Annotated in this window: 21 protein-coding genes; 9 read left to right on the forward strand and 12 right to left on the reverse strand. The window is 72.6% G+C overall.

Annotated elements, in window-relative coordinates; translation table 11 throughout:
- The first annotated feature begins 56 nt into the window (after positions 1-56).
- Both ACIQFZ_RS27535 and ppk2 read left to right on the forward strand, forming a co-directional pair.
- A complete protein-coding gene (locus tag ACIQFZ_RS27535) occupies positions 57-1,397 on the forward strand; it encodes a phosphoribosyltransferase (protein ID WP_402692387.1) in 1,341 nt (446 codons plus the stop codon).
- 70 nt (positions 1,398-1,467) lie between these two features.
- A complete protein-coding gene (gene ppk2 / locus ACIQFZ_RS27540; protein ID WP_402692388.1) occupies positions 1,468-2,271 on the forward strand; it encodes a polyphosphate kinase 2 in 804 nt (267 codons plus the stop codon).
- A 2-nt stretch (positions 2,272-2,273) separates the two neighbouring features.
- On the opposite strand, the gene ACIQFZ_RS27545 is transcribed toward ppk2, so the two are convergent.
- From ACIQFZ_RS27545 to ACIQFZ_RS27555, 3 genes are read right to left on the reverse strand one after another with little or no spacing between them, the layout of a single operon-like run.
- Positions 2,274-3,140: a universal stress protein gene (locus ACIQFZ_RS27545; protein ID WP_402692389.1), complete on the reverse strand. Its 867-nt coding sequence runs from the start codon at positions 3,138-3,140 to the stop codon at positions 2,274-2,276.
- Positions 3,141-3,145: 5 nt separating this feature from the next.
- Positions 3,146-4,168: an alcohol dehydrogenase AdhP gene (adhP, locus tag ACIQFZ_RS27550; protein ID WP_402692390.1), complete on the reverse strand. Its 1,023-nt coding sequence runs from the start codon at positions 4,166-4,168 to the stop codon at positions 3,146-3,148.
- A 59-nt stretch (positions 4,169-4,227) separates the two neighbouring features.
- Positions 4,228-5,133, reverse strand: a complete 906-nt coding sequence (locus tag ACIQFZ_RS27555) for a universal stress protein (RefSeq protein ID WP_365426581.1) — start codon at positions 5,131-5,133, stop codon at positions 4,228-4,230.
- A 255-nt stretch (positions 5,134-5,388) separates the two neighbouring features.
- On the opposite strand from ACIQFZ_RS27555, the gene ACIQFZ_RS27560 reads away from it, so the two are divergent.
- On the forward strand, positions 5,389-5,841 hold the full coding sequence (locus ACIQFZ_RS27560) for a universal stress protein (RefSeq protein ID WP_365426578.1): 453 nt from the start codon (positions 5,389-5,391) through the stop codon (positions 5,839-5,841).
- A gap of 408 nt (positions 5,842-6,249) precedes the next feature.
- On the opposite strand, the gene ACIQFZ_RS27565 is transcribed toward ACIQFZ_RS27560, so the two are convergent.
- Positions 6,250-7,971, reverse strand: coding sequence for a GAF domain-containing protein (locus ACIQFZ_RS27565; RefSeq protein WP_402692391.1), 1,722 nt, complete (start codon positions 7,969-7,971; stop codon positions 6,250-6,252).
- 196 nt (positions 7,972-8,167) lie between these two features.
- Between ACIQFZ_RS27565 and ACIQFZ_RS27570 the strand changes: the two genes are divergently transcribed.
- A complete protein-coding gene (locus tag ACIQFZ_RS27570; RefSeq protein WP_402692392.1) occupies positions 8,168-9,031 on the forward strand; it encodes a universal stress protein in 864 nt (287 codons plus the stop codon).
- Positions 9,032-9,062: 31 nt separating this feature from the next.
- Here the strand turns inward: ACIQFZ_RS27570 and ACIQFZ_RS27575 are convergent, their stop codons facing one another.
- The 4 genes from ACIQFZ_RS27575 to ACIQFZ_RS27590 form a co-directional block, all read right to left on the reverse strand.
- Positions 9,063-10,091 (reverse strand): 6-phosphofructokinase, encoded by a 1,029-nt coding sequence (locus ACIQFZ_RS27575; protein WP_376653004.1) that lies wholly within the window; start codon positions 10,089-10,091, stop codon positions 9,063-9,065.
- Positions 10,092-10,179: 88 nt separating this feature from the next.
- Positions 10,180-10,611, reverse strand: a complete 432-nt coding sequence (locus ACIQFZ_RS27580) for a DUF4240 domain-containing protein (protein ID WP_383059910.1) — start codon at positions 10,609-10,611, stop codon at positions 10,180-10,182.
- Between the two features lie 39 nt (positions 10,612-10,650).
- Entirely contained in the window at positions 10,651-11,184 is a 534-nt protein-coding gene (locus ACIQFZ_RS27585; RefSeq protein ID WP_383059909.1) for a GNAT family N-acetyltransferase, read from the reverse strand.
- 63 nt (positions 11,185-11,247) lie between these two features.
- On the reverse strand, positions 11,248-12,144 hold the full coding sequence (locus ACIQFZ_RS27590) for a hypothetical protein (RefSeq protein WP_376653007.1): 897 nt from the start codon (positions 12,142-12,144) through the stop codon (positions 11,248-11,250).
- 156 nt (positions 12,145-12,300) lie between these two features.
- Here ACIQFZ_RS27590 and ACIQFZ_RS27595 point away from each other — a divergent pair, with 156 nt between their 5' ends.
- Positions 12,301-13,437 (forward strand): PP2C family protein-serine/threonine phosphatase, encoded by a 1,137-nt coding sequence (locus ACIQFZ_RS27595; RefSeq protein ID WP_365426560.1) that lies wholly within the window; start codon positions 12,301-12,303, stop codon positions 13,435-13,437.
- Positions 13,438-13,455: 18 nt separating this feature from the next.
- On the opposite strand, the gene ACIQFZ_RS27600 is transcribed toward ACIQFZ_RS27595, so the two are convergent.
- Positions 13,456-13,800: a DUF6343 family protein gene (locus ACIQFZ_RS27600; protein WP_365426557.1), complete on the reverse strand. Its 345-nt coding sequence runs from the start codon at positions 13,798-13,800 to the stop codon at positions 13,456-13,458.
- A gap of 236 nt (positions 13,801-14,036) precedes the next feature.
- Here ACIQFZ_RS27600 and ACIQFZ_RS27605 point away from each other — a divergent pair, with 236 nt between their 5' ends.
- The 4 genes from ACIQFZ_RS27605 (at position 14,037) to ACIQFZ_RS27620 (ending at position 16,154) form a co-directional block, all read left to right on the forward strand.
- Positions 14,037-14,381: a sortase-dependent protein gene (locus tag ACIQFZ_RS27605; RefSeq protein ID WP_365426554.1), complete on the forward strand. Its 345-nt coding sequence runs from the start codon at positions 14,037-14,039 to the stop codon at positions 14,379-14,381.
- Positions 14,378-15,007: a class F sortase gene (locus ACIQFZ_RS27610; protein ID WP_365426551.1), complete on the forward strand. Its 630-nt coding sequence runs from the start codon at positions 14,378-14,380 to the stop codon at positions 15,005-15,007. The genes ACIQFZ_RS27605 and ACIQFZ_RS27610 overlap by 4 nt, the downstream gene beginning before the upstream one ends.
- A gap of 138 nt (positions 15,008-15,145) precedes the next feature.
- A complete protein-coding gene (locus tag ACIQFZ_RS27615; RefSeq protein ID WP_141364263.1) occupies positions 15,146-15,637 on the forward strand; it encodes an RNA polymerase sigma factor in 492 nt (163 codons plus the stop codon).
- Positions 15,621-16,154, forward strand: coding sequence for a hypothetical protein (locus ACIQFZ_RS27620; protein ID WP_376653012.1), 534 nt, complete (start codon positions 15,621-15,623; stop codon positions 16,152-16,154). The genes ACIQFZ_RS27615 and ACIQFZ_RS27620 overlap by 17 nt, the downstream gene beginning before the upstream one ends.
- Positions 16,155-16,377: 223 nt before the next feature.
- On the opposite strand, the gene ACIQFZ_RS27625 is transcribed toward ACIQFZ_RS27620, so the two are convergent.
- From ACIQFZ_RS27625 to ACIQFZ_RS27635, 3 genes are all read right to left on the reverse strand, one after another.
- Positions 16,378-17,733, reverse strand: coding sequence for a beta-1,3-glucanase family protein (locus ACIQFZ_RS27625; RefSeq protein ID WP_402692393.1), 1,356 nt, complete (start codon positions 17,731-17,733; stop codon positions 16,378-16,380).
- A gap of 241 nt (positions 17,734-17,974) precedes the next feature.
- Complete coding sequence (locus tag ACIQFZ_RS27630) at positions 17,975-18,700, reverse strand: LuxR C-terminal-related transcriptional regulator (RefSeq protein WP_402692394.1); 726 nt, start codon at positions 18,698-18,700, stop codon at positions 17,975-17,977.
- 568 nt (positions 18,701-19,268) lie between these two features.
- Complete coding sequence (locus ACIQFZ_RS27635) at positions 19,269-22,058, reverse strand: ATP-binding protein (protein ID WP_402692395.1); 2,790 nt, start codon at positions 22,056-22,058, stop codon at positions 19,269-19,271.
- Between the last annotated feature and the right edge of the window lies 1 nt (position 22,059).

Raw genomic sequence — 22,059 nt, forward strand, 5'->3', positions numbered from 1 at the left:
AGTCGAGGCGGTCTGCCGCCGCGCCGCCGGGACCACGTACGAGGAGGTGGCGGCGCATGCGCTACGAGAACCGCGCGGACGCCGGGCGGCGCCTGGCCCGGTGCCTGGAATTCCTGCGCGACGAGGACCTGGTGGTGTTCGGAGTGCCCCGAGGCGGCGTCCCGGTGGCCTTCGAGGTGGCCCGGTACCTGGGCGCTCCGCTCGACCTGGCCGTGGTGCGCAAGCTGCCCGTGCCCTGGCAGCCGGAACTCGGTTTCGGCGCCCTCGGTGAGCACGGGGTACGCGTCATCGACCGGGCCGTCCTGGCGGAGAGCGGACTGGATCCCGCCGAGCGGGAGAACGTCGAACGCGCCGAGCGGGCCGAACTGGAGCGGCGCCTGAGCCACTTGCGCGACAGCCGCCCGCCGCTGCCCGTGGCCGGGCGGACCGCGCTCGTCGTGGACGACTCGCTGTCGACCGGCGCCGCCGCCGAGGCCGCCTGCCGGGTGGCCCGGACCCGCGGCGCCGCGCGTGTGGTCCTCGCTGTCCCGGTCGGTCCGGAGGCGGCGCTGCCGCACCTGCGCACGGTGGCCGACCGGGTCGTCTGCCTCCAGCCGCTGCACCACCTCGGTTCGGTCGGAGCCTGGTACGCGGACTTCGGGCAGGTCACCGACGCGGAGGTCGCCACCCTGCTGGCCGAGGCCCAGCGGGCCACCACGACCGGCACCGGGCCGCTCCCCGGATCCCCCTCGGAGTCCCCCTCTCCGGACCGGGAGGTGGAGGTGCCGGCCGGTCCGGTGCGCCTGTCCGCACGGCTCGCCCTGCCGCCCACGCCGCCGGTGGCGGTCGCCTACGCCCTCGGCTGCGGCAGCGGCCGGCACCGGCCGGCCCACCAGCGCGTCGCCGCCGCCCTGCGCCGGGCGGGCCTGGGCACCCTGCTGATCGACCTGCTCACCGAAGACGAGGAGCGCACACCGCACAACGCCTTCGACATCGTGCTGCTGGCCCGGCGCCTGCGGGCCGCCACCGACTGGCTGCGCCGGGAGACCGGCCTGCCCGTGAGCCACTGCGGGGCAGGTACGTGCGCGGGCGCCGTGCTGGAGGCGGCGGCGGAGGACGACATCCGCGCCGTGGTCTGCCTCGGCGGCCGCCCCGACCTGGCCCCGCCCGCGGCGCTGGCCCGGGTGCACGCCCCCTGCCTGTTCGTCGTCGGTGCCCGGGACACCCGGCTCCTCGGCCTCAACCGGCTCGCGGCGGACTGGATGCGCTGCGACCACCGGGTCGTCCCCGTGTCCGGCGCCACCCACCTGTTCACCGAGCCGGACACGGTGGAGGCGGTGGCGGACCTGGCCCGGGACTGGTTCACCACCCATCTCGCCCGGCCGGAGGGGGCGTCGAGGCCGCTGACGTCGGCGTGAGCGGAGCCCGCTGCCGCCACCGCGTCCGCCCGGGTGCGCGGACGCCCGTCGGAAAGTACGGTGTCCTGCTGTGAGGGCCGACAACAGGGCGGCGCTGCCGCGCAAGGCGTACGAGAGCGAACTGCTGCGCCTTCAGACGGAGTTGGTGAGGCTCCAGGAGTGGGTGCGGGTCACCGGGGCCCGGCTGGTCGTGGTGTTCGAGGGGCGGGACGCGGCCGGCAAGGGCGGCACCATCAAGCGGGTGACCGAGCACCTCAACCCGCGTATCGCCCGGATCGTTGCGCTGCCCGCGCCGACCGAGCGCCAGCGCACCCAGTGGTACTTCCAGCGGTACGTCGAGCAACTGCCGGCCGCCGGGGAGATCGTGCTGTTCGACCGGTCCTGGTACAACCGGGCCGGGGTCGAGCACGTGATGGGCTTCTGCACCAAGGAGGAGCACCAGCGGTTCCTGCGCCAGTGCCCCATCTTCGAGCGGATGCTGGTGGAGGACGGGGTCCTGCTGCGCAAGTACTGGTTCTCGGTGAGCGACGCCGTGCAGCAGGAGCGTTTCCGGCGCCGTCTGGAGGACCCGCTGCGACGCTGGAAGCTGTCGCCGATGGACCTGGAGTCCATCACCCACTGGGAGGCGTACTCGCGGGCCAAGGACGAGATGATGGTGCACACGGACATCTCCGAGGCACCGTGGTACGTCGTGGAGAGCGACGACAAGCGCCGCGCCCGGTTGAACATGATCGCCCATCTGCTCGGCACGGTGCCCTACCACGAGATCTCACCCAAGGTGCTGCGGTTGCCGGAGCGGCCGGCGCCGACCGGCTACGAGCGGCCGCCGCGCGATCTGCAGACCTACGTCCCCGATCACACGGCGGGCCTTTGACCTCAGGCCCGTTCGGGCACCACGGCCACCGGGCAGGCCGAGTAGTGCAGGGCAGTGTGGGCGATCCGGCCGAGCTGGAGCCCGAACCGTCCCGCCCGGCGCCGGACTCCGACCACGAGCAGGTCGGCGCCCGGCGCGGCGGCCAGCAGCACCCGGCGGGCCGGGCCCTCCACGGTGCGCCGGCGCACCTTCACCTCCGGCGGCAGGTCGCACAGCGCCGCCTCCAGGGCGTCGGCGGCCCGCTCCTCGTACACCCGCTCGGGCTCCCCGCCGATCAGCGGATGGTCGAGGGTCTCGTGCGCGGGGCACCGCCAGGCCCGTACGGCCTCCAGTTCGGCCCCGCGGCGCAGGGCCTCCTCGGCGGCGAAGCGCACCGCGGCCGCGGAACTGTCCCCGACACCGACGACGACGCGGCCGTGCACCGGGAAACGGGCCTGGTTGTCGTGGCTGCCGCGGATCACGATCACGGGGCAGTCGGCGTGCGCGGCCAAGAACAGGCTGACCGAACCGAGCAGCAGGTCGACGACCGCGCTGCGGCCGCGGGCGCCCACGACCAGGGCGGAGGCGTTCTTGCCCTCCCGCACCAGCGCGTACTCGGGCGCCTCGGGCAGCGCGGCCCTGCTGATCGGCAGGTCGGGGTGGCGGGCGCGGGCGCGCCGGGCGGCGGCCGCGACGACCTCCTCGGCCTCCACCTGGCCGTCCGGCTTGCCGAGTTCGCGCGCGAGCGCGGCGCCCTCGTAACGCTCCCAGAGCGAGGCGTACACCACCCGCAGCGGCACAGCGCGCAGGGCGGCCTCGTCGGCTGCCCAGTCGGCGGCCCGCAGGCTGGATTCGGAACCGTCGACTCCGACGACCAGCGGCAGATCCATGGTCCTCATCCTCCCTCTCCGAGGTCGAACACGATGCGAGCCTTGACCTGACCGCGCAGCACCTCGTCGATGGACTCGTTGACGGAGCTGAGCGGACGACTCTCCCGGATGACCCGGGTGCGGCCCTCCGCGTGCAGTTGGAAGACCTCGGCGAGATCCTGCCGGGTGCCGACGATCGAGCCGATCACGGAGGTACCACCGAGCACGGTGTCGAAGATCGGGACCCGGACCGTGCCCTGCGCGGGCAGGGCGACCATGACGAGCGTGCCGCCGCGCCGCAGTCCGGAGGCGACCGCCTCGAAGGCGGCCTCGTTCACCGCGAGGGCGATGGCCGCGTGGGCACCGCCGTACCGTTTGAGCTCCTGGCCGACGTCCTGGGTGCGGGCGTCGATCAGGATGTCCGCGCCGAGTTCGGCGGCGAGTTCGAGCTTGTCGTCGGTGACGTCGATCGCGGCGACCCGGGCGCCCGCGATCTTGGCGTACTGCACGGCCAGGTGGCCGAGTCCGCCGACCCCGGAGACCGCGACGAGCTGAGCCGGCCGGACGCCGGCGACCTTGAGGGCCTTGTACGTGGTGACGCCCGCGCAGGTCAGCGGGGCCGCGTCGAGGGCACTGACGCCGTCGGGCACCGGCTGCGCGAAGTCGGCCCAGGCCAGCATCTTCTCGGCGTACCCGCCGTCGCAGCCGTATCCGGTGTTGATCTGCTGCTCGCAGAGCGTCTCCCAGCCGGACAGGCAGTGCTCGCAGCGGCCGCAGGCGTGGCCGAGCCACGGCATGGCCACCCGCTGCCCGACGGACAGGTGGGTGACGCCCGCGCCGAGCTTCTCCACGAGGCCGACGCCCTCGTGGCCGGGCACGAACGGCGGGTTCGGCTTGACCGGCCAGTCGCCGTGCGCGGCGTGGATGTCGGTGTGGCACAGCCCGCATGCCTCGACCCGGACGCGGACCTGACCGGGTCCGGGCTCGGGGTCCGGGCGCTCCTCGACGACCAGCGGTTCGCCGAAGGTCCGTACGACCGCAGCCTTCATGATCCTCACTCCTCGGGTGGGGTCCTGTGGTGTTCGGTGGGCCGTGCTCGTGGTGCCGGTCAGGCGTGCGCGACGACCGCGACGGGGGCGGCGGCGTGGTGCAGGACGGCGTGGGTGACGTGCCCGATGCGGGCGCCCAGGGGGTTGCGGCGCTCGCGTCGGCCCACGACGACGAGGGATGCCTCTCGGGAGGCGTCGACGAGCAGTTCCGCGGCGCTGCCGGGGCGGGAGACCTCGGCGACCTCGACGTCCGGGTACTTCCGCCGCCAGGGGCACAGCGCCTCGGTCAGTACGGCGGCCTCGGCCACCCCGGGCGACGTGAGCAGTTCGGCGTCGGCGGGCACGCCGTAGCCGTAGTACAGCGGCGGGTACCAGCCGTGCACGACGCGCAGCGAGGTACCGCGGCGCGCGGCCGCCTCGAAGGCGAACCGGATCAGGTCCTCGTCCGGGTGCGCGGTGTCCAGGCCCAGGACGACGGGCCGGAAGGCGGCCGCGGCGGAGGGAATGCCCGCGGGGTCCATCTCGTGCTCGTCGGCGGCCTGTTCCCCGGCCCGCACCAGGACGACGGGCCGCTCGGCGTGCGCCACGACGGACAGCCCGACCGAGCCGGCCAGGAAGCCGCCGACCCCGCCGAGGGCACGCGAGCCCAGTACGAGCAGTTCGGCGTCGGCCGCCTCGTCGGTGAGGATCTCGGCGGGACGGCCGGGCAGGTGCTCGGTGCGCACCTCGACACCCGGATGGCGCAAGCGCAGCCCCTCGGCGGCCTCGCGGGGCACCCGCTCGGTCCAGTCCCGGTACGTCTCCGCACCGAGCAGCGGTGCCTGCGCCAGGGGCTCGGGCGCCGGCTCCCACACATGGACGAGCCGCACCGGCAGCCCGAGCAGTTTCGCCTCCCGCGCCGCCCATTCGGCGGCGGCCCTGCTCTCGGGAGAACCGTCGAGACCGACGGTTACGATGCGGGGCATGGTCTCCCACCTCCTGCGACGCTGTCGCGACGGGCGCTTCGGTGATCAGTTGATCCGCTTCCGAGGATCGCCGCCATCCGGCGCGGTGGCCATGGGCCGCTGGTCCCGCACCAGGGCCGACCGGCCCCCTGACCGAGCCGCACCGGGGTGGCCTCGCGCATGCCCGGCCGGCGGGCGGGGCGGTCCCTGGCTGGCACGGTCGCGTCGGGCCGGGCAGCGTGGACGTAGGGACAACGACTGCTCAGTGAGGTGGCCATGCAACCCTCCGAACCGCGACGCCGGGTGGTCGTGGGCGTGGACGGTTCGCCGTCCTCCTGCGCGGCGCTGCGCTGGGCGGCGGAGTACGCCCAACTCGTCGGCGGCGTCGTGGAGGCGATCCACGCCTGGGACACGCCGTCGGTCGTCGGCTGGACCGGACCCGCGATCGATCCCGAGTTCGACCTGGAGCAGGCCCGGGAGCGCTTCGCGGAGGGACTGCACGGCGTCTTCGGGGACGACCGCCCGGCGCACCTCGTGGAGTACCTGGTCGAGGGCGATCCGTCGGAGGTGCTGATCCGCGCCTCGGCGGGGGCCGACGTCCTCGTCGTGGGCAGCCGGGGCCGCGGCGGCTTCGCCCGCGCGATGCTGGGCTCGGTCAGCCAGCGCTGCGCCCAGCACGCGGCCTGCCCGGTGGTCGTGGTGCACCCGGAGCACGAACACCACAGCTGATCCGACCCGCGTAGCCCTGCCCGGGTCACTGCTCCGCTGAAGTCCGGGCCACTGCACCAGTGGAGCCCCGATCACTGCCTCGGTGGAGCCCCGGCCTCCCGCCATGAAGCTCCGGCTACCCCCCGATGAAGCCCGCGTCATTCCCCCGGTGAAACCCCGGCCACTCCGCCTGCGAGGCCCCAGTCACCGCCCCCGTAAAACCCCCGCCACTCCCGCCGTAAAGCCCCGGCCACCGCCCCGGTGGAGCTCGGTCATTTCCCCGGTGAAGCCCCCGTCACTCCCCCGGTGAAACCCCGGCCGCTCCCGCCGAGCCCCAGTCACCGCCCCGATGAAGCCCCCGCCACCGCCCTGATGGAGCCCGGTCACCGCCCCGGTCAAACCCCCGTCACCGCCCCGGTGAAACGCCCCTCACTCCCCCGCTGAAGGCCGCGGGGCCTCCGCCGTGCCCACCGGTGCGTGCCAGACCAGCTTCGTGCCTCCGCCCTCGGGTGTGGTCCACTCCAGGCCGCCGTCCAGCCTGCGGGCCCGTTCGGCCATGTTGGCCAGTCCGCTGCGGCGCCCGTCGGCGGGAATCCCCACGCCGTTGTCGGTGACCGTCAGCCGCACGCTCCGGCCGTCGGTCTCCAGCGCCACGTCCGCACGGTCGGCGTGCGCGTGCCGGGCGACGTTCGTCAGCGCCTCCGACAGGACCGCCACCACCTCGTCCGCGGTCTCACGGGACACATGGGTGTCCAGCAGCCCCTCCATCCGGACACCGGGCGCGAACCCCAGCACGGGCGCGGCCTCGCCGACCACCTGCACCGCGCGCGTCCGCAATCCGGCGCCCGCCTCCTCGTCGTGCGCCCGCAGACCGAAGATCGTCGACCTGATGATCTTGATGGTCTCGTCCAGGTCGTCCACCGCCCGCAGCACCCGCTCCTTGGCGCCCGTATGGTCGATGAACCGGCCCGCGCTCTGCAACGTCATGCCCGTCGCGAACAGCCGCTGGATCGCCAGGTCGTGCAGGTCCCTGGCGATCCGGTCACGGTCCTCAAGGAGCGTGATCTGCTCCGCGTCCCGCCGCCGTCCCGCGAGTTCCATCGCCACGGCGGCCTGCGCCGCGAATCCCTTCAGCAGTTCCAGCTCCTTGCCGGAGAAGTCGGTCCCGCCGGCCTCCCGCACGAGCAGGACCACGCCGCGCACATGATCGCCCGGATCGCCGACCGGCACCGCCACCGCGGGACCCAGGCCGGAAAACCGCGGCGGACCCGCCGTCACCCGCGGGTCCCGCGCGATGTCCGGGCTGCTCACCGGCACCCCGCCGGCGAACGCCTCCCCGGTCAGCGTGCCCTCCACCGGCAGCACCAGCCCCCGGTGCGCCTCCGCCTCCTGGCCGATCGCCAGCTCCACACTCAGCGTGCCGGTCCCCTTCACCGGCGTCGACATCGCCGCCAGCGCCGCCCCCGTGATCTCCCGCGCGCGCTCGGCGATCAGCCCGAGGACCTCCGCCTGGTCGGCACCCGACATCAGGCTCTGGGTGATCTCCGCCATCGCCCGCAGCCAGCGCTCCCGCAGCCGCGACTCCTCGTACAGCCGCGCGTTGTCGATCGCCACGCCCGCCGCCACCGCCAGCGTGGCCAGCACCGACTCGTCGTCCTCGTCGAACTCCAGCCCGCCGCGCTTCTCGGTCAGGTACAGATTGCCGAAGACCTGGTCCCGCACCCGGATCGGAACGCCGAGGAACGTGTTCATCGGTGGATGGTGCTCCGGGAAGCCGTACGACGCCGGATGCTCCGACAGCTTCGCCAGCCGCAGCGGTTCCGGATGCCGGATCAGCTCCCCCAGGATCCCGTGTCCTTCGGGGTACGCGCCGATCCGCCCGATCTGCTCCTCGCCCACACCGACCGTGTGGAACGCCGACAACCGGCTGCCGTCGGGACCGATCACGCCCAGCGCCGCGTACTCGGCGTCCACCAGCGTCGCCGCGGCGTCCACGATCCTGTACAGCACCTGCTCCAGGTCAAGCTCCCGGCCGACCGCGAGCACCGCCTCCAGCAGGCTGTGCACCCGGTCCCGGGTACCCCGCGCGGCGTCCAGACGCGCCTGCAGCTCCCCCAGCAACTCGTCCAACCGCAACTGCGGCAGCCGCACACGGGCCTCCCCTGACTCCCCGGAACCACCCACCGGCGACCCTCCAAACCCCCGCGCACCACCGAAAGCCGTCTCACCCACTTGCCAGCCACATTATCGGCCCCGGCAGGGGAGGGCACCGGGAGCCCGGCCGGTCCGGCTGGTGGCGCCGTCACGGCCCGTCCACAATGGTGCTTCGGCCCGCAAGGAGGACCGGATGACCCGTTTCCTCGTGGCCGGGATCGACGCGTCCCGGGAGAGCCTCGTCGCGGGCGAGTGGGCGGCCGAGGAGGCGGCCCGCCGCGGTCTGGAACTGCGTCTGGTGCACGCCGCGCCCGCCCCCGCCGATGACATCGCCGATCCACCGGCCGCCCTCTCCTGGCAGCGGTCCGGCGAGGAGGTGCTGGGCCGCGCCGAGGCGGGTCTCGCCGCGGGGAGTCCGGGTGTGGCGATGAGCGGCGTGCAGGTGGCCGGCTCCGCCCCGGCCGCCTTGCTCTCCGTTGCCCGGACGGCCGAGCTCCTCGTCGTCGGGGCTCGGGGGGACGGCGGGTTCGACGGCCTCGCGGTGGGCTCGACGGCGCTGGCGGTGGCGAGTTGCGCGCCCTGCCCCGTGGCGGTCGTGCCCCGGCCTCCCGCCGCCGCCCTGCACGAGGCGGAGGTGGCCGTGGGCGTCGACGACGTCCGCACGGCGGCAGGGTCCCCTCTGGACTTCGCCTTCGGCGCCGCTCGACTCCGTGAGGCCCGGTTGCGGGCCGTGCACGCGTGGTCCCTCGCCGGCGCCCCGCTCTGGACCGCGCTCGCGGTGCCCGAGGAGGACCGGGCCACGTGGGAGGACGAGGAGGTCCAGCGGCTGTCCGACGTACTCCGGGAGCCGCGCGAGAGGTATCCGGACGTCTCCGTGCTGCCCGACGTCGTCCTGCTCCACCCGGCCCACGCGCTGGTGCACGCCTCGCGGCGGGCCGGTCTGCTCGTCGTCGGCCGGCACGCGAGCCCGCGGGCGGCCGAGCAGCGGCTGGGTCCCGTGGCCCACGCCGTCCTGCACCACTCCCACTGCCCGGTGGTCGTCGTGCCCCACGGGTGACCGCACGTCAGACCGGACGTCAGACCGCACCTCAGGTGCCGAAGAAGACGTCGAACTCCTCGTAGAGCTCCATGGGGACCAGCTTGTTCGTGCCCGTCACGTCCGCGAGCGGGACGCGTACGACGTCCGTGCCGCGCAGGGCCACCATCGTGCCGAAGGCGCCGTCCCTGAGGGCCTCCACGGCGTGCAGACCGAAGCGGGTGGCGAGCCACCGGTCGTAGGCGGACGGCGTGCCGCCCCGCTGGACGTGGCCGAGCACCGTCGTACGCGCCTCCTTCTCGGTACGGCTCTCCAGCTCCCGGGCCAGCCAGTCGCCGATCCCGGACAGGCGCACATGCCCGAACTCGTCGCGCGACTCGTCCTTGACCACCATCTGCCCGGCCCGTGGGACGGCCCCCTCCGCCACGACGACGATCGGCGCGTAGTTGATCTCGAAACGCCTCTCCACCCAGGCGCACACTCGGTCGAGATCGAACTCCACCTCCGGGATGAGGATGGCGTTCGCGCCGCCCGCGACGCCCGCGTGCAGGGCGATCCAGCCCGAGTGGCGCCCCATCACCTCGACGACCAGCGTGCGCTTGTGCGACTCCGCGGTGGTGTGCAGGCGGTCGATGGCCTCGGTCGCGATGCCGACCGCGGTGTCGAAGCCGAAGGTGTAGTCGGTGCCGCCCACGTCGTTGTCGATGGTCTTCGGCACTCCGACCAGGTCGACCCCCGCGTCGGACAGCGCGCTCGCGACGCTGAGCGTGTCCTCGCCGCCGATGACGACGAGAGCGTCGATCTCGTGCACGCGAAGGGTCTCGCGGATGCGGTCGATGCCCCTGTCGAGCCGGAGCGGGTTGGTGCGGGAGGAACCGAGGATCGTGCCGCCGAGCGGCAGGATCCCGCGCACGGCCGCGACGTCCAGAGGACGGGTGACGTCCTTGACGGCGCCGCCCCAGCCGTCCGCGATCCCGACGAACTCCCAGGCGTACTCCTGCACGCCCTTGCGTACGACGCTGCGGATCACCGCATTCAGACCGGGGCAGTCGCCGCCTCCGGTCAGCACTCCCACCCGCATGGCCTCTCCCTCGCAGCTCTCCCTCCCAGCTTGGACCCGCGTCGTCACGGGTGCCATGCCGCAGGGTGCGGGAGCGCTCCCTCGACCTCTACGCGTCGGCCCACCCGGCGGAGTTCGAGTAGGACTCGTAGGAGTAGCGGGTGCCGCGATCCCACTCCTCGCCGGTGACCCGCCGGTAAGCCTCGTCCGGCACGTGGAGCAGGCGCTCCGCCCAGACGAGGTCTTCGGCGTACGGGGCGAACAGGCGCGGGTCGCGGAGTACCGCTGCGTACGCGTCCCGGCCGGCGGCCACGACGGCAGCGCGGGTGTAGAGGAAGCCGTCGCCCGACAGGTCGTGCCCGTACTCCTTGCGGTCCAGCCGGTAGAGGGCCCACGACAACTGCTCGGCGAACCCGACGACCGTCGCCTGTGTCCCCGCGGAGAGACGGTCCGTCAGCGCCGCGGCCAGTCGTTCCGCGTCCAGGTCCGGCGCGGACGGTGTGCAGTCGTCGATGAGCTGCCAGAAGGCGTTCTCGTTCACGGGCGGAGCATGACGCACGGCTGTGACAACGGCGCCCTGTCACATGGGGAACGACAGCAGGCGTACGGCTCCGGCCGGCCAGCCTGCCCGGTCGTGCAGGGGCGTGACCATGGTCCGCAGCGGCATCAGCACGGGCCCGCCGGGTTGCTCGACATGCACGTCCTGGTCCAGCGCTCGCCAGCCGAGCCGTTCGTAGAGGGGGACGAGGGGCCGGCGGCAGAAGAGAAGTCCGTGCCGCGGTCCCATCGTCCGTGCGTGCTCCAGAGCCGCCGCGACGACTTGGCGCGCCAGTCCGCGCCCCCGTACGTCCGGTGCGACGGCCACTCCGCCGACGCCTACTACTTCGCTGCTGTCACCGCCGATGGACATGGGCAGCCTGAGCAGCCCGGCATGCGCCACGAGGCGGCCTTCCAGCCTGACGCCGAAGTGGTGTTCCTTCGGCAGCCAGGTGAGTCCCGCATACGCGACGCCGAAGGGATCGGTGCCGTCGCCGAGGATCTCCTTCTTCTCGGCCTCTGTGTAGTGCGTGAGCCGCACTACCGCCGGCGGCGCGGGATGGAGGTGATCAGCCATGGCGACATGATCCTGGCCATGTCGGCTCACGGCCAAGTGGGAGGCTTCTTGAGCGCCCTTCTCTCACCCCTTGTGCCGCTGTGTCTGTTCGGCGAGCTTCCGGGCGCGGCCTGCGGCGCCCTTGGCCCGGCGCCGGGCCTCACGCACCGCCCGGTCGAGGTCCCGTGTGCGGTCGCGGGCCTTGTGGGCGGCTTCCCCGGCCACCTGCTGCTCACGTTCGGCGTGTTCGAGTTGCCGGGACAGCTCGGTGACGCGCTGCTCGGCCCGCTGCCGCTCTTCCTCCGCCCGGCTCTGCTCCTCCTTGGCGGCGGCCAGCTCGTCCTCACGGTCACGGAGCTCCCCCTCGGCGTCTGCGGCCAGCTGCCGGGCCCGCTCAAGTTGCTCTTGCTGCTCGCGACGCCGGACGCGCGCGGCGTCCAGGTCGGCCACCTCGCCGGCGGGCCGGGTCCGGCGGGTGGCCGGGGCCGCCTCGGTGACCGAGAGAAGGGCGGGGAAGCCGACCGGGGCGCTCAGCGGCTTCGTCAGGCGCCCTTCCGCCCACTGCTCGGCCGCCTCGGGATCCGCCAGTACCGCGTGCAGGGTGTCCTGGACCGCCTGCCGGGTTTCGTCGCCGATGCGCTGCCCGGCCAGGGCCGCCAGCCGGCCGGCCTGCCGGGCCAAGGCGGAGGTGAGCCGGTGCTGCCGCGCCGAAAGCTCCCGGAGCTGCCCGCCGTCCAGATCCTGGTGGGCCTGCCTCAGCGCCGCACCCAGCTCCAGCAGCCGCTCGACCTCGTCCGGCCGCTCGCGCACCAGCAGGTTGCCGGCCCACGCGGCCAGGGTGGGGCGGCGCAGACGACGGATTCTGGAGGCCAGCTCGCGATCGCCTGCCGCGCGGGCGGCCTTGGCCCGCTCGTCGCGGGCGGCGGTGAAGTCGCCCGGCGGAAGGCCGTACAGCTCGTCGACGACAGCGTCCCAGTCCACCTTTCCCTCCACCCGCCATCCGGCCCACCGCCCGGCAGGTAGATTTTGTCACTGTACGGTCTGATATAGGCCTTTTATGGATTCGAACGGTGGCCGGACCCATGGCCCGGCGGCACCAGCCTTGCGCGGCGCCTTATGCCACACAGTGAGGGCCATATGACGGACGCGGGAGCCAGTCGCATCTTCGAGGGGGCGCGGGGGCAGCGTGCCCTCGTCGCCTTGCCGTTCGCGCTGATCGCGGTGATCTCCCTCGCGGACGCGCTGACTCCGCCGTACGTGGAGCTCGGACCGCTGCTGATGGCGGCGCCCGCCGTCAGCGCCGCGTTCGCCGGCCCCCGGCTCACCGCGCTGGTCAGTGTCCTGGCCGTGGGCGCCCGTGTCACGGTGGCCTCGTTCCAGCACACGTTGGGGGACGCGAGCCGGAGCGCGGGGATCGCCGCGCTGGCCGCCGGCGCGATCGTGGTGGTCGTCTTCACGGCCGTACGCGACCGGCACAGGCGCGTGCTGAGCCAGGTGCGGTCCGTGTCCGAGACCGCGCAGAAGGTCCTGCTGCGGCCGCTGCCGGACCGCATCGGGCCACTCACGGTCGCCTCGGTCTACCTCGCCGCCGAAGCCGAGGCACAGATCGGCGGTGACCTGTACGCCGCGACACGTACCGGCACCAGCACCCGGCTGCTCATCGGCGACGTCCGGGGCAAGGGGCTGGCGGCGGTCGGGGACGCTGCGATGCTGCTCGGGTCCTTCTACGGATTCGCCTACCGCCAGGCGTCCCTGCCCGTCCTCGCGGCACACCTGGACGGCAGCGTCAGATGGGATCCGCACAGCGGCGGAGACAACGGCGAGGAGCGCTTCATCACGGCGGTGCTCCTCGACTTCCCCGACCACGGCGGCTGCGTCCACGTGGTCAACTGCGGACACCCCCCGCCGCTGATGCTGCACGGCGGCACCGTGGAGCCGCTCAACCGCAGCGAGTCGGCGCCACCGCTCGGGCTCGGCGAGTTCAACGGCGGCCAGTACGTCCTCGACACGTTCCCCTTCGAGGAGGACGACCTGCTGCTGCTGTACACCGACGGCGTTGTCGAGGCCCGCGACAAGTCCGGCGCCTTCTACCGGCTCGCCGAACGTCTCGCCACATGGGGTGAGCGCACCCCCGGCGACCTGCTCCAGCGCCTACGCGGCGACCTCCTCGCACACGTGGGGGGCCGGCTCGCCGACGATGCCGCGGCCATCGCGGTCATGCACACGCCGCCGCAGCGACACCCGTCCGTCGCGCGGGGCGCACAACGGGAATAGCAGGATCAGGCCGGCCGCTCAACGTGTGGTCGAGGCGGTGCCTCGTTCACGCCTGAGCCGCCGCGCGACGACCGCCAGATCGATCATCGCAAAGAGGGCGAGCACCCCGCACACCACGGCGATGATGGTCAGCGGGCCGGGCCCAGGGCTGTCCCCCGGCCCCGAGCCCGCCGCCCACACCGCGAAGTACGCGGTCGCCGCGGCGAAGACCGGGACGAACACGCCTGACAGAAGCAGGCGCAGTCCGAGCGGGCTCTGCGCGGTCACCGGTTCCGTGCCGGTCCGAGGGGAGCGGCGGCCGATCGTTCCGGAGTCCCTTCGGATCGCCCTTTCCTCGTGACGACCCGGATTCGTTCCGCTCATGGCTTCGTTCCTCACGGTTTCGAGAGCGTTGCCTTCCCGCATCCAATGGCCCCGAGCGGTCGGGGTTTCCTGCTGCCCGGCGCTCAAACGGCAGCCCGCAGCCCGGCAGCCGCATGCCGGACAGCCGGAACACGACTTTGCCATTCCTTTACAACCTGCTCCCGCCCCGCCTCGTCTCTCCGCTCGATCCACAACCGCCCGCCGACCGGCGGGCGCCGACGAAAGAGAGCGATCCGATGCGCCGAACCATCCTCACCGCCGCGGCGGTTGCCTGCACCGCCGTGCTGGCGGGAACCGCACCCGCCTTCGCCGACGGGGCCGCTCCCTCCCCGGTCCCCACCAGGGTCGCCACCCCCGCGGAGGCCGACTCCGCGACCCCCGCGCCGGTCGCCGAACCGACCCGCGCCCCGGCCCGCGGCCAGGTCCGCGCGGTGCCGGCGGGCGCGCCCGACACCGGTGTCACCACCCCCGCCCAGGAATCCGGCTCCCGGGACGGCCTGATCGGCGGCGGCGTCGGCGCGGCGCTCGTCATGGCCGGCGGGGCCGTGCTCGTCGTCCGCCGCCGGGCGACCGGGGCATGACGCCGCTCTCCAGGCGCGCGTTCGGCACCGCGGCGCTGACCGCGCTGCTCGCGGGCTGCGGTGACAACGGGAACGGCCGGTCCGCGACCGTCCATCCCACCGGAACCCGCGGCGGGACTCCGGACACCGGAGACGTCACGCCGCTCGTCGGCTCCGCGCACCCCCTGCGGCGTTCGGTCCCGGTCCGGCTCCGGATCCCGGCCATCGGGGTCGACACCCCGCTGCTGAGCCTCGGTCTGGAACCGGACGGCACCGTGCAGGTCCCCCCGGTCACCGCACACGACCAGGCGGGCTGGTACCGGTACTCGCCCACCCCGGGGCAGGTCGGACCGTCGGTCGTCCTCGGCCATGTCACGGTCGGTTCCTACGGCGACGGAGTATTCCGCCACCTGGACCGGCTGCGGACCGGCGAGACGATCAGCGCCCGCCTGGAGAACGGCACTCAGGCGCAGTTCGCCGTCACTTCCACCCGGACGGTGGCCAAGGCGCGCTTCCCGGCCGACGACGTCTACGGGAACGTGGACCGCCCGGAGTTGCGGCTCATCACCTGCGGCGGCCCACGCGACGGCGACGGCTACCGCGACAACGTGATCGTGTTCGCCGCCCTCACTGCCACCCTCCGCTGACGGGCCGGCACCCCGCGACGGCGGCCGGGCCGGCGGAACGCGACACCGCCGGCCCGGCATCCTTCCCCGGGAGCCGCCGCCCCGCCCGTGGCCCCCGACACACTCGTGCCCGACTCGGCACCCCGACCCTGGAGAGCGTTGAAACGGTCCCGCGACAAGGCAGCGTCCGAACTGTTCGCCGCCCTGTACCCGCGCCTCGCCGGCTGGTGCCGCCGGCTCGTCGACGACGACGAGACGGCCCACGAGATCGCCTCCGAGGCGTTCACCCGCCTCTGGGCCCGGTGGACGTCCGTGGAGGAGCCCCGCGGGTTCCTCTATGTGACCGCGGCCAACATCGTCCGCGACCACTGGCGCAAGCAGGAACGCGAGCGCCGCGCCGTGCGCCGCGTCACCACCGAGGCCGCGCTCCGCCCCCACACCGAGCAGACGGACCCGTCGGTGCGCCTGCTCGTGCAGTCCCTGCCGGAACGACTGCGCGTCCCGATCCTCCTCCACTACTACGCTGACATGCCGATCTGGCAGGTGTCCGTGCTGACCGGACGCAAGGAAGGAACCGTCAAAGCCGACCTTCACGCGGCCCGAGAACTGCTCCGCGTCCACCTCAGGAGAAGTCTTGACCACTCGCTTTGACAACGACCCGGAGTTCGCGCCCGACGACCCGCTCACGGTGCTCCTGCGGCCCCCGGCCGGCCGTCTCGGCCCGCCTCCCGGCCACTACGAGGCGATCCGTCGCGCGGCCGCCCGCCGCAAGCTGCTGAGGGCCGCGGCCGGAGCGGCGCTGACCTGTGCGGTGGCCGCCATCGTCGTACTGCCGCTGCGTCTGTCGGCCCCGTCCGCCCCCGTCACGCCCACGGTCCCCCTGGCCCCGCCGCCTCCCGCCACCGCACCGGCTCCCGCCCCCACCCCCACGACCGCACGGACGGCAGTTCCCTCGGACACCCCCACCCCCCGCCCCCAGGAGGAGACCGCGACCAGGAGGGTCCCGCCCGCACCGAGCCGCACGCCGAACCGCACGCCGAACCGCACGCCCAGCCGCACGGCGACGTCCGGCACCCGCGGCACGGCCCTGCCCGACCCGGTCCGCACGACACCGACCATTGAACGGCCCCGGGCATTTCCCACACCCGGGTCCGCAACTCCCCGCTAGGCCCTGTCGTCACATTCCCGCCTGCCCCGCGACGCCTGGCACGCACTCTCGCCACACCGGGCGAAAGCCCAAGTACGTCCAGTACGAGGACTTCCGCCCGGCACGCCGAGAGCACACACCAGACGCCGCGGAGCCGCCCTTCGGGCGACGACGGGAATGTGACGACAGGACCTAGGGGCGGTCGGAAGGCCGTCTGTCGGAACGCTGTCCGTCGGGCCGGCGGCTACCAGCCGACGGCGACCAGCAGCCACTGCGGGCTGCCGTGGGAGACGAAGGAGGACTGGCCCGCCACGTCGTCGTAGGGGAAGCCGTAGGCGAGCCGGTTGATGGCGTTGTCGTGCCAGAACTTGGCGTAGTAGTTGGCGGGTGCCGCCTTGTAGTACTGGGCCGGGTCGGACTGCTGGGAGGCCGGCAGCGTGGCGACGTGCCGGTTGAGGGCGGCGCACATGTCGGGGTTGCCGGCCAGGGAGGCGGCGCAGCCGAAGATGTCGGAGGTGGCCGCGTTGACGCCGACGGACTGGGCGTACGAGGTGAAGTAGTTGGCGTTCGCGCCGCCCGCGCGGAAGCTGGGGTCGCTGCCGGGGGCGATGATCCGGTACGGGGCCTGGGTCTGGGCCAGTACCTTGAACTGGTCCGGAACGGCGTTGGTGAAGCGCTGGAAGGTGGTGGCGCGGTCCTCGGCGAAGGTCTGCCGGTTCTCGCCGACCTCGACGTCGTAGCCATCCTTGGTGTGCAGGCGCATGGCGAGCTTGAGACCGAAGGCGTCGACGCGGGTCGTGTTGCCGTTGAAGACGTTGTTGCCGACGGTGAACTCGATGAAGTCGTAGTAGGGGCCGCCCGGCGAGCCGAGGTAGAAGTACATGCGGCCCGCCGAGTTCGCCGGCATGTCGAGGTACGGCTGCTCGGCGATGGAGTGGACCTGCCCGTTGAAGCTCCAGTACACCTGGCTGTCGGGGTACTTGCCGTTGGTGCGGTTGAGGATCTTCACCTCGACGGCGTTCTTCGCGGCGGGTATGTCGCCGGTGCCGCCCCAGAAGTCGTCCGGCGGGGTGGTGCCGCCGGGCCCGTAGACCTGGAACTCCCACAGCGAGTAGCCGTAGGGGGTGGCTCGCTCGGTTCCGTAGAAGCGCACATAGCGGCCGCTGCCCGTGATGGCGAGGTTCTGGGTGCCGCCGGTCGCGGTGGTGGTGGAGTAGACCGTGGTCCAGGTGTTCGCGTCGGTGGAGATCTGGATCTGGTAGGCCTTGGCGTAGGCGGCCTCCCAGTTCACCGTGACGCGGGTCAACTGCTGGACGGACCCGAGGTCCACGCGGAGCCATTGCGGATCGGAGAAGGCGGAGGACCAGCGGGTGCCGGTGTTGCCGTCGACCGCGGCACCGGCCGGGAAGATGTCGTTCTCGACCGAGGACGCCACGGCGGGCCGCCCCTGGGACAGCAGTTGGTCCGCGGCCTGTGCGGACGACGGTGTCAGAGCGGCGAAGCAGGCGGCGAGCAGGACGACGACCAGGCCGAGCGCCATGCGGGATCGCGGGGCGGTGGTTGCCGGTCTGCGGGTGAGTGCGCGGGAGAAGGTCTGCATACGGGTCTCCTCAAGCCGGTTCGGCGTGCGTGGGGGTGGAGCGGCAGCAGGCGTGAGAGCGCTCTCTCCGGGTTGTATCCCCACCGACGGACGACGTCAACAACTGAAGCCGAAATCACGGGAGTTGGCGATGCATGCCTTCACTACTTGATGTGAGCCGCCGCGTGCGGACAGGGGCATTCCCCGGCCCGCACGAGCGGCCGACATCATCCGGTCCGGGGCAGGAACTCCCCCCGCGGCGTCAGTCCTTGATGAAGTCCGGGACCACCTTCGGGGGCCAGACGCCGACTTTGAGCACGCCCATGGAGTACGCGCGGGAGACCAGCGCCGCCCGGTTCGGCACCCGGAGTTTCCGCAGCAGGCAGGTCACGTGGTACTCGATGCCCTGCCTGCTCAGGTGCAGTCGTGAGGCGAGCGGGATCGTGGAGAGCCCGGAGGCTATGCCTTCGAGTATCCGGGCGTCGATCGGGCTCAGGAGCTTCTTGTTGCGTCCGCCGACGACCTCCGAGTCGGCCGAGTCGCTCTGTGCGCTGGGCATCATGACCAGGATCGAGGACTCGTCCGGGAGACCGCCGCGCACCATGAGGGCCGTCAGAGGGACGGTGAACGTGGCATCGTCCCGTCCCACCGCGATGACGTCGGTGGCGAAGCGATCACGCCGGCCCTCGATGAGGCCGGTGAACTGCCGCATCAGCGGCTGCTGGACACTGGGGTGGACGAGATCGCTGAAGGTCCGGCCGCACAACTCCGCGGACGAGCCTCCGAACTGCCAGAAGAACCCCTCGCTGGCCTGTTGGATGGTCAACGCCCGGTCGAGTCGCGCCATGTTGAGGCGGCCCTCGTCGAGCATCGCGGTCTGCGGCGACCGACCGCCCTCGAGGGGGTCGCGGGCTTGCCCCTTCCCCGAAACAGGGAGGGTGGAGGTGAACGAACTCGTCTCACGTCGTGAGTTGGTGACCTGCGGCATGATCGCCCTTCGTGCGGTGGGGGGTGTACTCCGCGCGCGGTGGACCCGATCGGTTCGGGCCACGACAGGACGGCTCGGCACAGGGGCGCCCGGGCGCCCCTGCCTGGAGGGCGCACACCAACGAATGTGGCGGCGGGCAGTGCCTCACGCATCTGACAACGTTGCCGGTCTGCGACCTCTCGTCGCCGTCACCGCACCGTCGGTCTGCGCAGCGGTCAGTACTCATGTGATGGGTGAACAGGTATCAGGTTGCGATGGCCTTCCGGGTCAGGAAACTCGCCGGCCCTCCAGTGCTTTCCCTTCTCCTCTCTCTCACGGAAGAGGAAAGCCGAGTGGGACGCGGTTTCCCTGACCGTTCAATTCGCCATTTACCACCGGAACCACACTTGGAACTCTAGAGAGCCAACGGTGACCGGGTCAACGTGAACCAGCCTGATCCCGCCGATTCTGTGGAGTTGCGGGGGAAGGTTCGGTCGGCCGCCCGGACACCGCATCCAAGGTTCGGTACGGTTACGAAGCAGCAGGTCAGAGGGTATTTTCAACAGAAACGGGCGAACACAATGCCCGTTCAGCCGGGAGCGTGCACGCCGGTTTCCTGGAAAACTGCGGCCAGCTCACGCCTGCCCGTAATGCCAAGTTTACGATAGGAGTTTGTCAGATGCTTTTCCACAGCTCGGGCACTCACTTGGAGTTCAGCTGCAATTTCCTGATTGGTGAGCCCATTGACAACTAGTGATGCCACACGGCTCTCGGTACGGGTGAGTGCCGTCCGTACGACCGGGACGGAGGGCCGGCCTTGCGCGCTCACCGGCCCGGCCAGCCAGGGAACGCCGCAGGACTCCGCCAGCTCGCCGGCCTCGCGCAGCGCCTCCCGGGCCTCGGCACCGTCTCCCAGCAGCCGCCCCAAGTCCCTTACAGCCATGAAGAGTTCCAGTTCGTTGACGGAGTCACGGAGTGTTGCCACAGCCTCCCGCAGCAGGTCGACCCGGTCGTCCGCCCCGTCGGCGCGGGCGCGCAGCCGCAGTGCCCGCCCGATGGCCACCGGCGCTCCCCACTCCCTCGCCCGCGCGCACTCCTCCGCCGCCAGGGTCCGGGCCAGGTGATGGTCGCCGAGCTGCTGGGAGAGGGAGATCGCCCAAGGACGCCAGGGGAACAGAACGGGATTGCGCCACCCCGCGCACTCCAGTTGCCGACCGCATTCCATGGCCGTCTCCAGGGCCGTGTCGGCCGCGCCCGCCTGGGCCTGTTCCGCCATCCGGAGCAAGCTCAGCAGTGCGGCCGGGATCGGTGCGAGGGCGCGGCCGGCCGCCTCGGCCACGATGCGTGAACCCAGGTACACATCACGCGCCGACAACGCCAGTGCGCCCAGCACACCGTAGACGAAGCAACGGCTCTCCTCCCCGATCGTGCCGGCCAGTTGGGCGATTCGCTCCGCCTGCTCCCGGGCCTGGGGCAGCCGGCCGCGCGCGATGTGGAACAGCGCGCGCCGCGCATGCCCCATGGCATCGTCCCGGCCGTCGCCTCCGTACCCGCTCCGCTCCGCGGCGTTCAGCCAGGACTCGGCCGTCTGCAGGGCGTCGGCGCCCACCAGGGAGAACATCACCAACTGCATCACCGAGCCGCCGCCGGTGGCGGTCGCCGGCTCCCAGTCGAGGATGCCGCGGGCCTGCCGTACGATCTCCGACGCCTCTCCGTCGGCGCTGAGCGTCGCCGCGTGCAGCAGCACGGCCAGCAGTTCCCGGCCGCCGCGCGAGCGGACCGTGGGCTCCAGAACGCGCAGCCTGCCGACGGCGTCGGCGAGTTGGGCGTAGTCGTCGAGGCCCGTGTACCGCAGCCTGGCTTCCAGGGACAGCGCCTCTTCGCCGCCGGGGTCGTCGCACGTATACGGGTCCACGAGGTCCTCGGCGGCGCGCCTGAACAGGGCGGCACCCGACGGGGTCACGGGGCTGGTCACACAGGGCGAAAGCCGCAGCACCGCGGCAGCGCGGTCACGGGCCGTGGGGAGCAGGGGCAGTGCCTGCGCGATGTGGGATTCAGCGGCCGGCGGGTCGAAGGACAGCTCGACAGCCGCGAGTTCGACCAGCAGTTGGGCCCTCGTCCGGTCCTGCTCGACAGCTTCCAGCAGCGCCCGCCGCAGATACCGGGCGGCCAGTTCCGGCCTCCCCTTGCGCCGTGCGCTGTCCGCCGCGCTGCGCAGCACCGGGACGGCCCAGGGGTACCGGGGCGTCGGAATCGCCATCAGCTGGGCGGCGACCTGCTCCGCCGGGAGCCCGGCGTCGTACAGCACCCCGGCGGCGGCCTCCTGCCAGCGCTGCCGTTCGGCGGCGCTCATCGAGCATTCGACGGCCTCCCGTACGGACGGGTGTGCGAAGCGCGCCTCGTTTTCCCCGGGAGTCAGCCCGAGTTGGTGCAGGGCGCGCAGCGCCGTCGTGAAGCCGATGTCGTCGAGGCCGGCGAGGCGACCGAGGAGTGCGGGCTCCTCGTGCCCGGCCAGCGTGGCGATCGCGGCCGCCGCGTCGCGGACCGGTTGCGGCTGGAGCAGCAGGCAGTTCAGTAAGCGGTCGCGGAGTTGTGCGGGACGCGCCGCGTGCACCAGGCCGGTGCTCGCGGCGACCGGCGGGCAGCTCGTGAGGGCGACTTCGGACAGCACGGACAGAAGGAACAGCGGACGCCCCTGGGACATGTCGTGGCAGGCATGAACGAAGTCTTCGTCGGCGGGTTCCCCCAAGCGTGCCCGTACGAGTTCCCCGGTGGCGGCCGGAGTCAGGGGCACGGGACGCAGAGTCCGGGCCGAGGCGCCCACCACCTCGTGCACCAGGGGGTCGCGCGAGCCCGGATCGCCGTCCCGCAGGGTGCACACGAGCAGCAGTCGCAACCCGTCCAGCCGCGGGGCGAGATGGGCGAGCCAGCGCAGCGACCAGGAGTCCGCCCACTGAAGGTCGTCGATGAGGATCAGCAGGGGCGCCGTGGCGCTCAACTTGGCCAGCAGTGAGCGCAGATCGCGCAGAACCGTTCCGTCCAAGGCGTCGGGGTCGGGCACCACGTCGTCGCCGAGCACCCGCCGGGCGGCCCCCGCGCCGGCGAGCAGCCGTTCCCGGCCCGGCCCGGGTGCCGTGGTGAGCAGGCTGTCGAACAACTGACGCACCACACCGCAGGCGAGGCCTTGTTCCGTCGGCGCGGCGTTGGCCCGCAGCACGTGTACCGCGCCCTCGTCGGCGCAGCGAGGCAGTGCGTTCAGCAGCGCCGAACGACCGATGCCGAGGGGGCCGGCCAGCACCATGTGGGAGGAGCGCCCCTCGGCGGCGGCGCGCAGGGCCTGCCGCACTGCCGCCAGTTCGGCACCTCGTTCGAGCAGCATC

The sequence above is a fragment of the Streptomyces sp. NPDC093064 genome, from assembly GCF_044754605.1.
In the GTDB taxonomy this organism is placed as follows: Bacteria; Actinomycetota; Actinomycetes; order Streptomycetales; family Streptomycetaceae; genus Streptomyces.

Coding starts and splice junctions, on each gene's coding strand:
- ACIQFZ_RS27605 (WP_365426554.1), top strand. CDS start 14,037: ATGCGCCGAACCATCCTCACCGCCGCGGCGGTTGCCTGCACCGCCGTG.
- ACIQFZ_RS27610 (WP_365426551.1), top strand. CDS start 14,378: ATGACGCCGCTCTCCAGGCGCGCGTTCGGCACCGCGGCGCTGACCGCG.
- ACIQFZ_RS27545 (WP_402692389.1), bottom strand. CDS start 3,140: ATGGATCTGCCGCTGGTCGTCGGAGTCGACGGTTCCGAATCCAGCCTG.
- ACIQFZ_RS27600 (WP_365426557.1), bottom strand. CDS start 13,800: ATGAGCGGAACGAATCCGGGTCGTCACGAGGAAAGGGCGATCCGAAGG.
- ACIQFZ_RS27625 (WP_402692393.1), bottom strand. CDS start 17,733: ATGCAGACCTTCTCCCGCGCACTCACCCGCAGACCGGCAACCACCGCC.
- ACIQFZ_RS27595 (WP_365426560.1), top strand. CDS start 12,301: ATGACGGACGCGGGAGCCAGTCGCATCTTCGAGGGGGCGCGGGGGCAG.
- ACIQFZ_RS27575 (WP_376653004.1), bottom strand. CDS start 10,091: ATGCGGGTGGGAGTGCTGACCGGAGGCGGCGACTGCCCCGGTCTGAAT.
- ACIQFZ_RS27585 (WP_383059909.1), bottom strand. CDS start 11,184: ATGGCTGATCACCTCCATCCCGCGCCGCCGGCGGTAGTGCGGCTCACG.
- adhP (WP_402692390.1), bottom strand. CDS start 4,168: ATGAAGGCTGCGGTCGTACGGACCTTCGGCGAACCGCTGGTCGTCGAG.
- ACIQFZ_RS27570 (WP_402692392.1), top strand. CDS start 8,168: ATGACCCGTTTCCTCGTGGCCGGGATCGACGCGTCCCGGGAGAGCCTC.
- ACIQFZ_RS27635 (WP_402692395.1), bottom strand. CDS start 22,058: ATGCTGCTCGAACGAGGTGCCGAACTGGCGGCAGTGCGGCAGGCCCTG.
- ACIQFZ_RS27630 (WP_402692394.1), bottom strand. CDS start 18,700: ATGCCGCAGGTCACCAACTCACGACGTGAGACGAGTTCGTTCACCTCC.
- ACIQFZ_RS27535 (WP_402692387.1), top strand. CDS start 57: ATGCGCTACGAGAACCGCGCGGACGCCGGGCGGCGCCTGGCCCGGTGC.
- ACIQFZ_RS27555 (WP_365426581.1), bottom strand. CDS start 5,133: ATGCCCCGCATCGTAACCGTCGGTCTCGACGGTTCTCCCGAGAGCAGG.
- ACIQFZ_RS27560 (WP_365426578.1), top strand. CDS start 5,389: ATGCAACCCTCCGAACCGCGACGCCGGGTGGTCGTGGGCGTGGACGGT.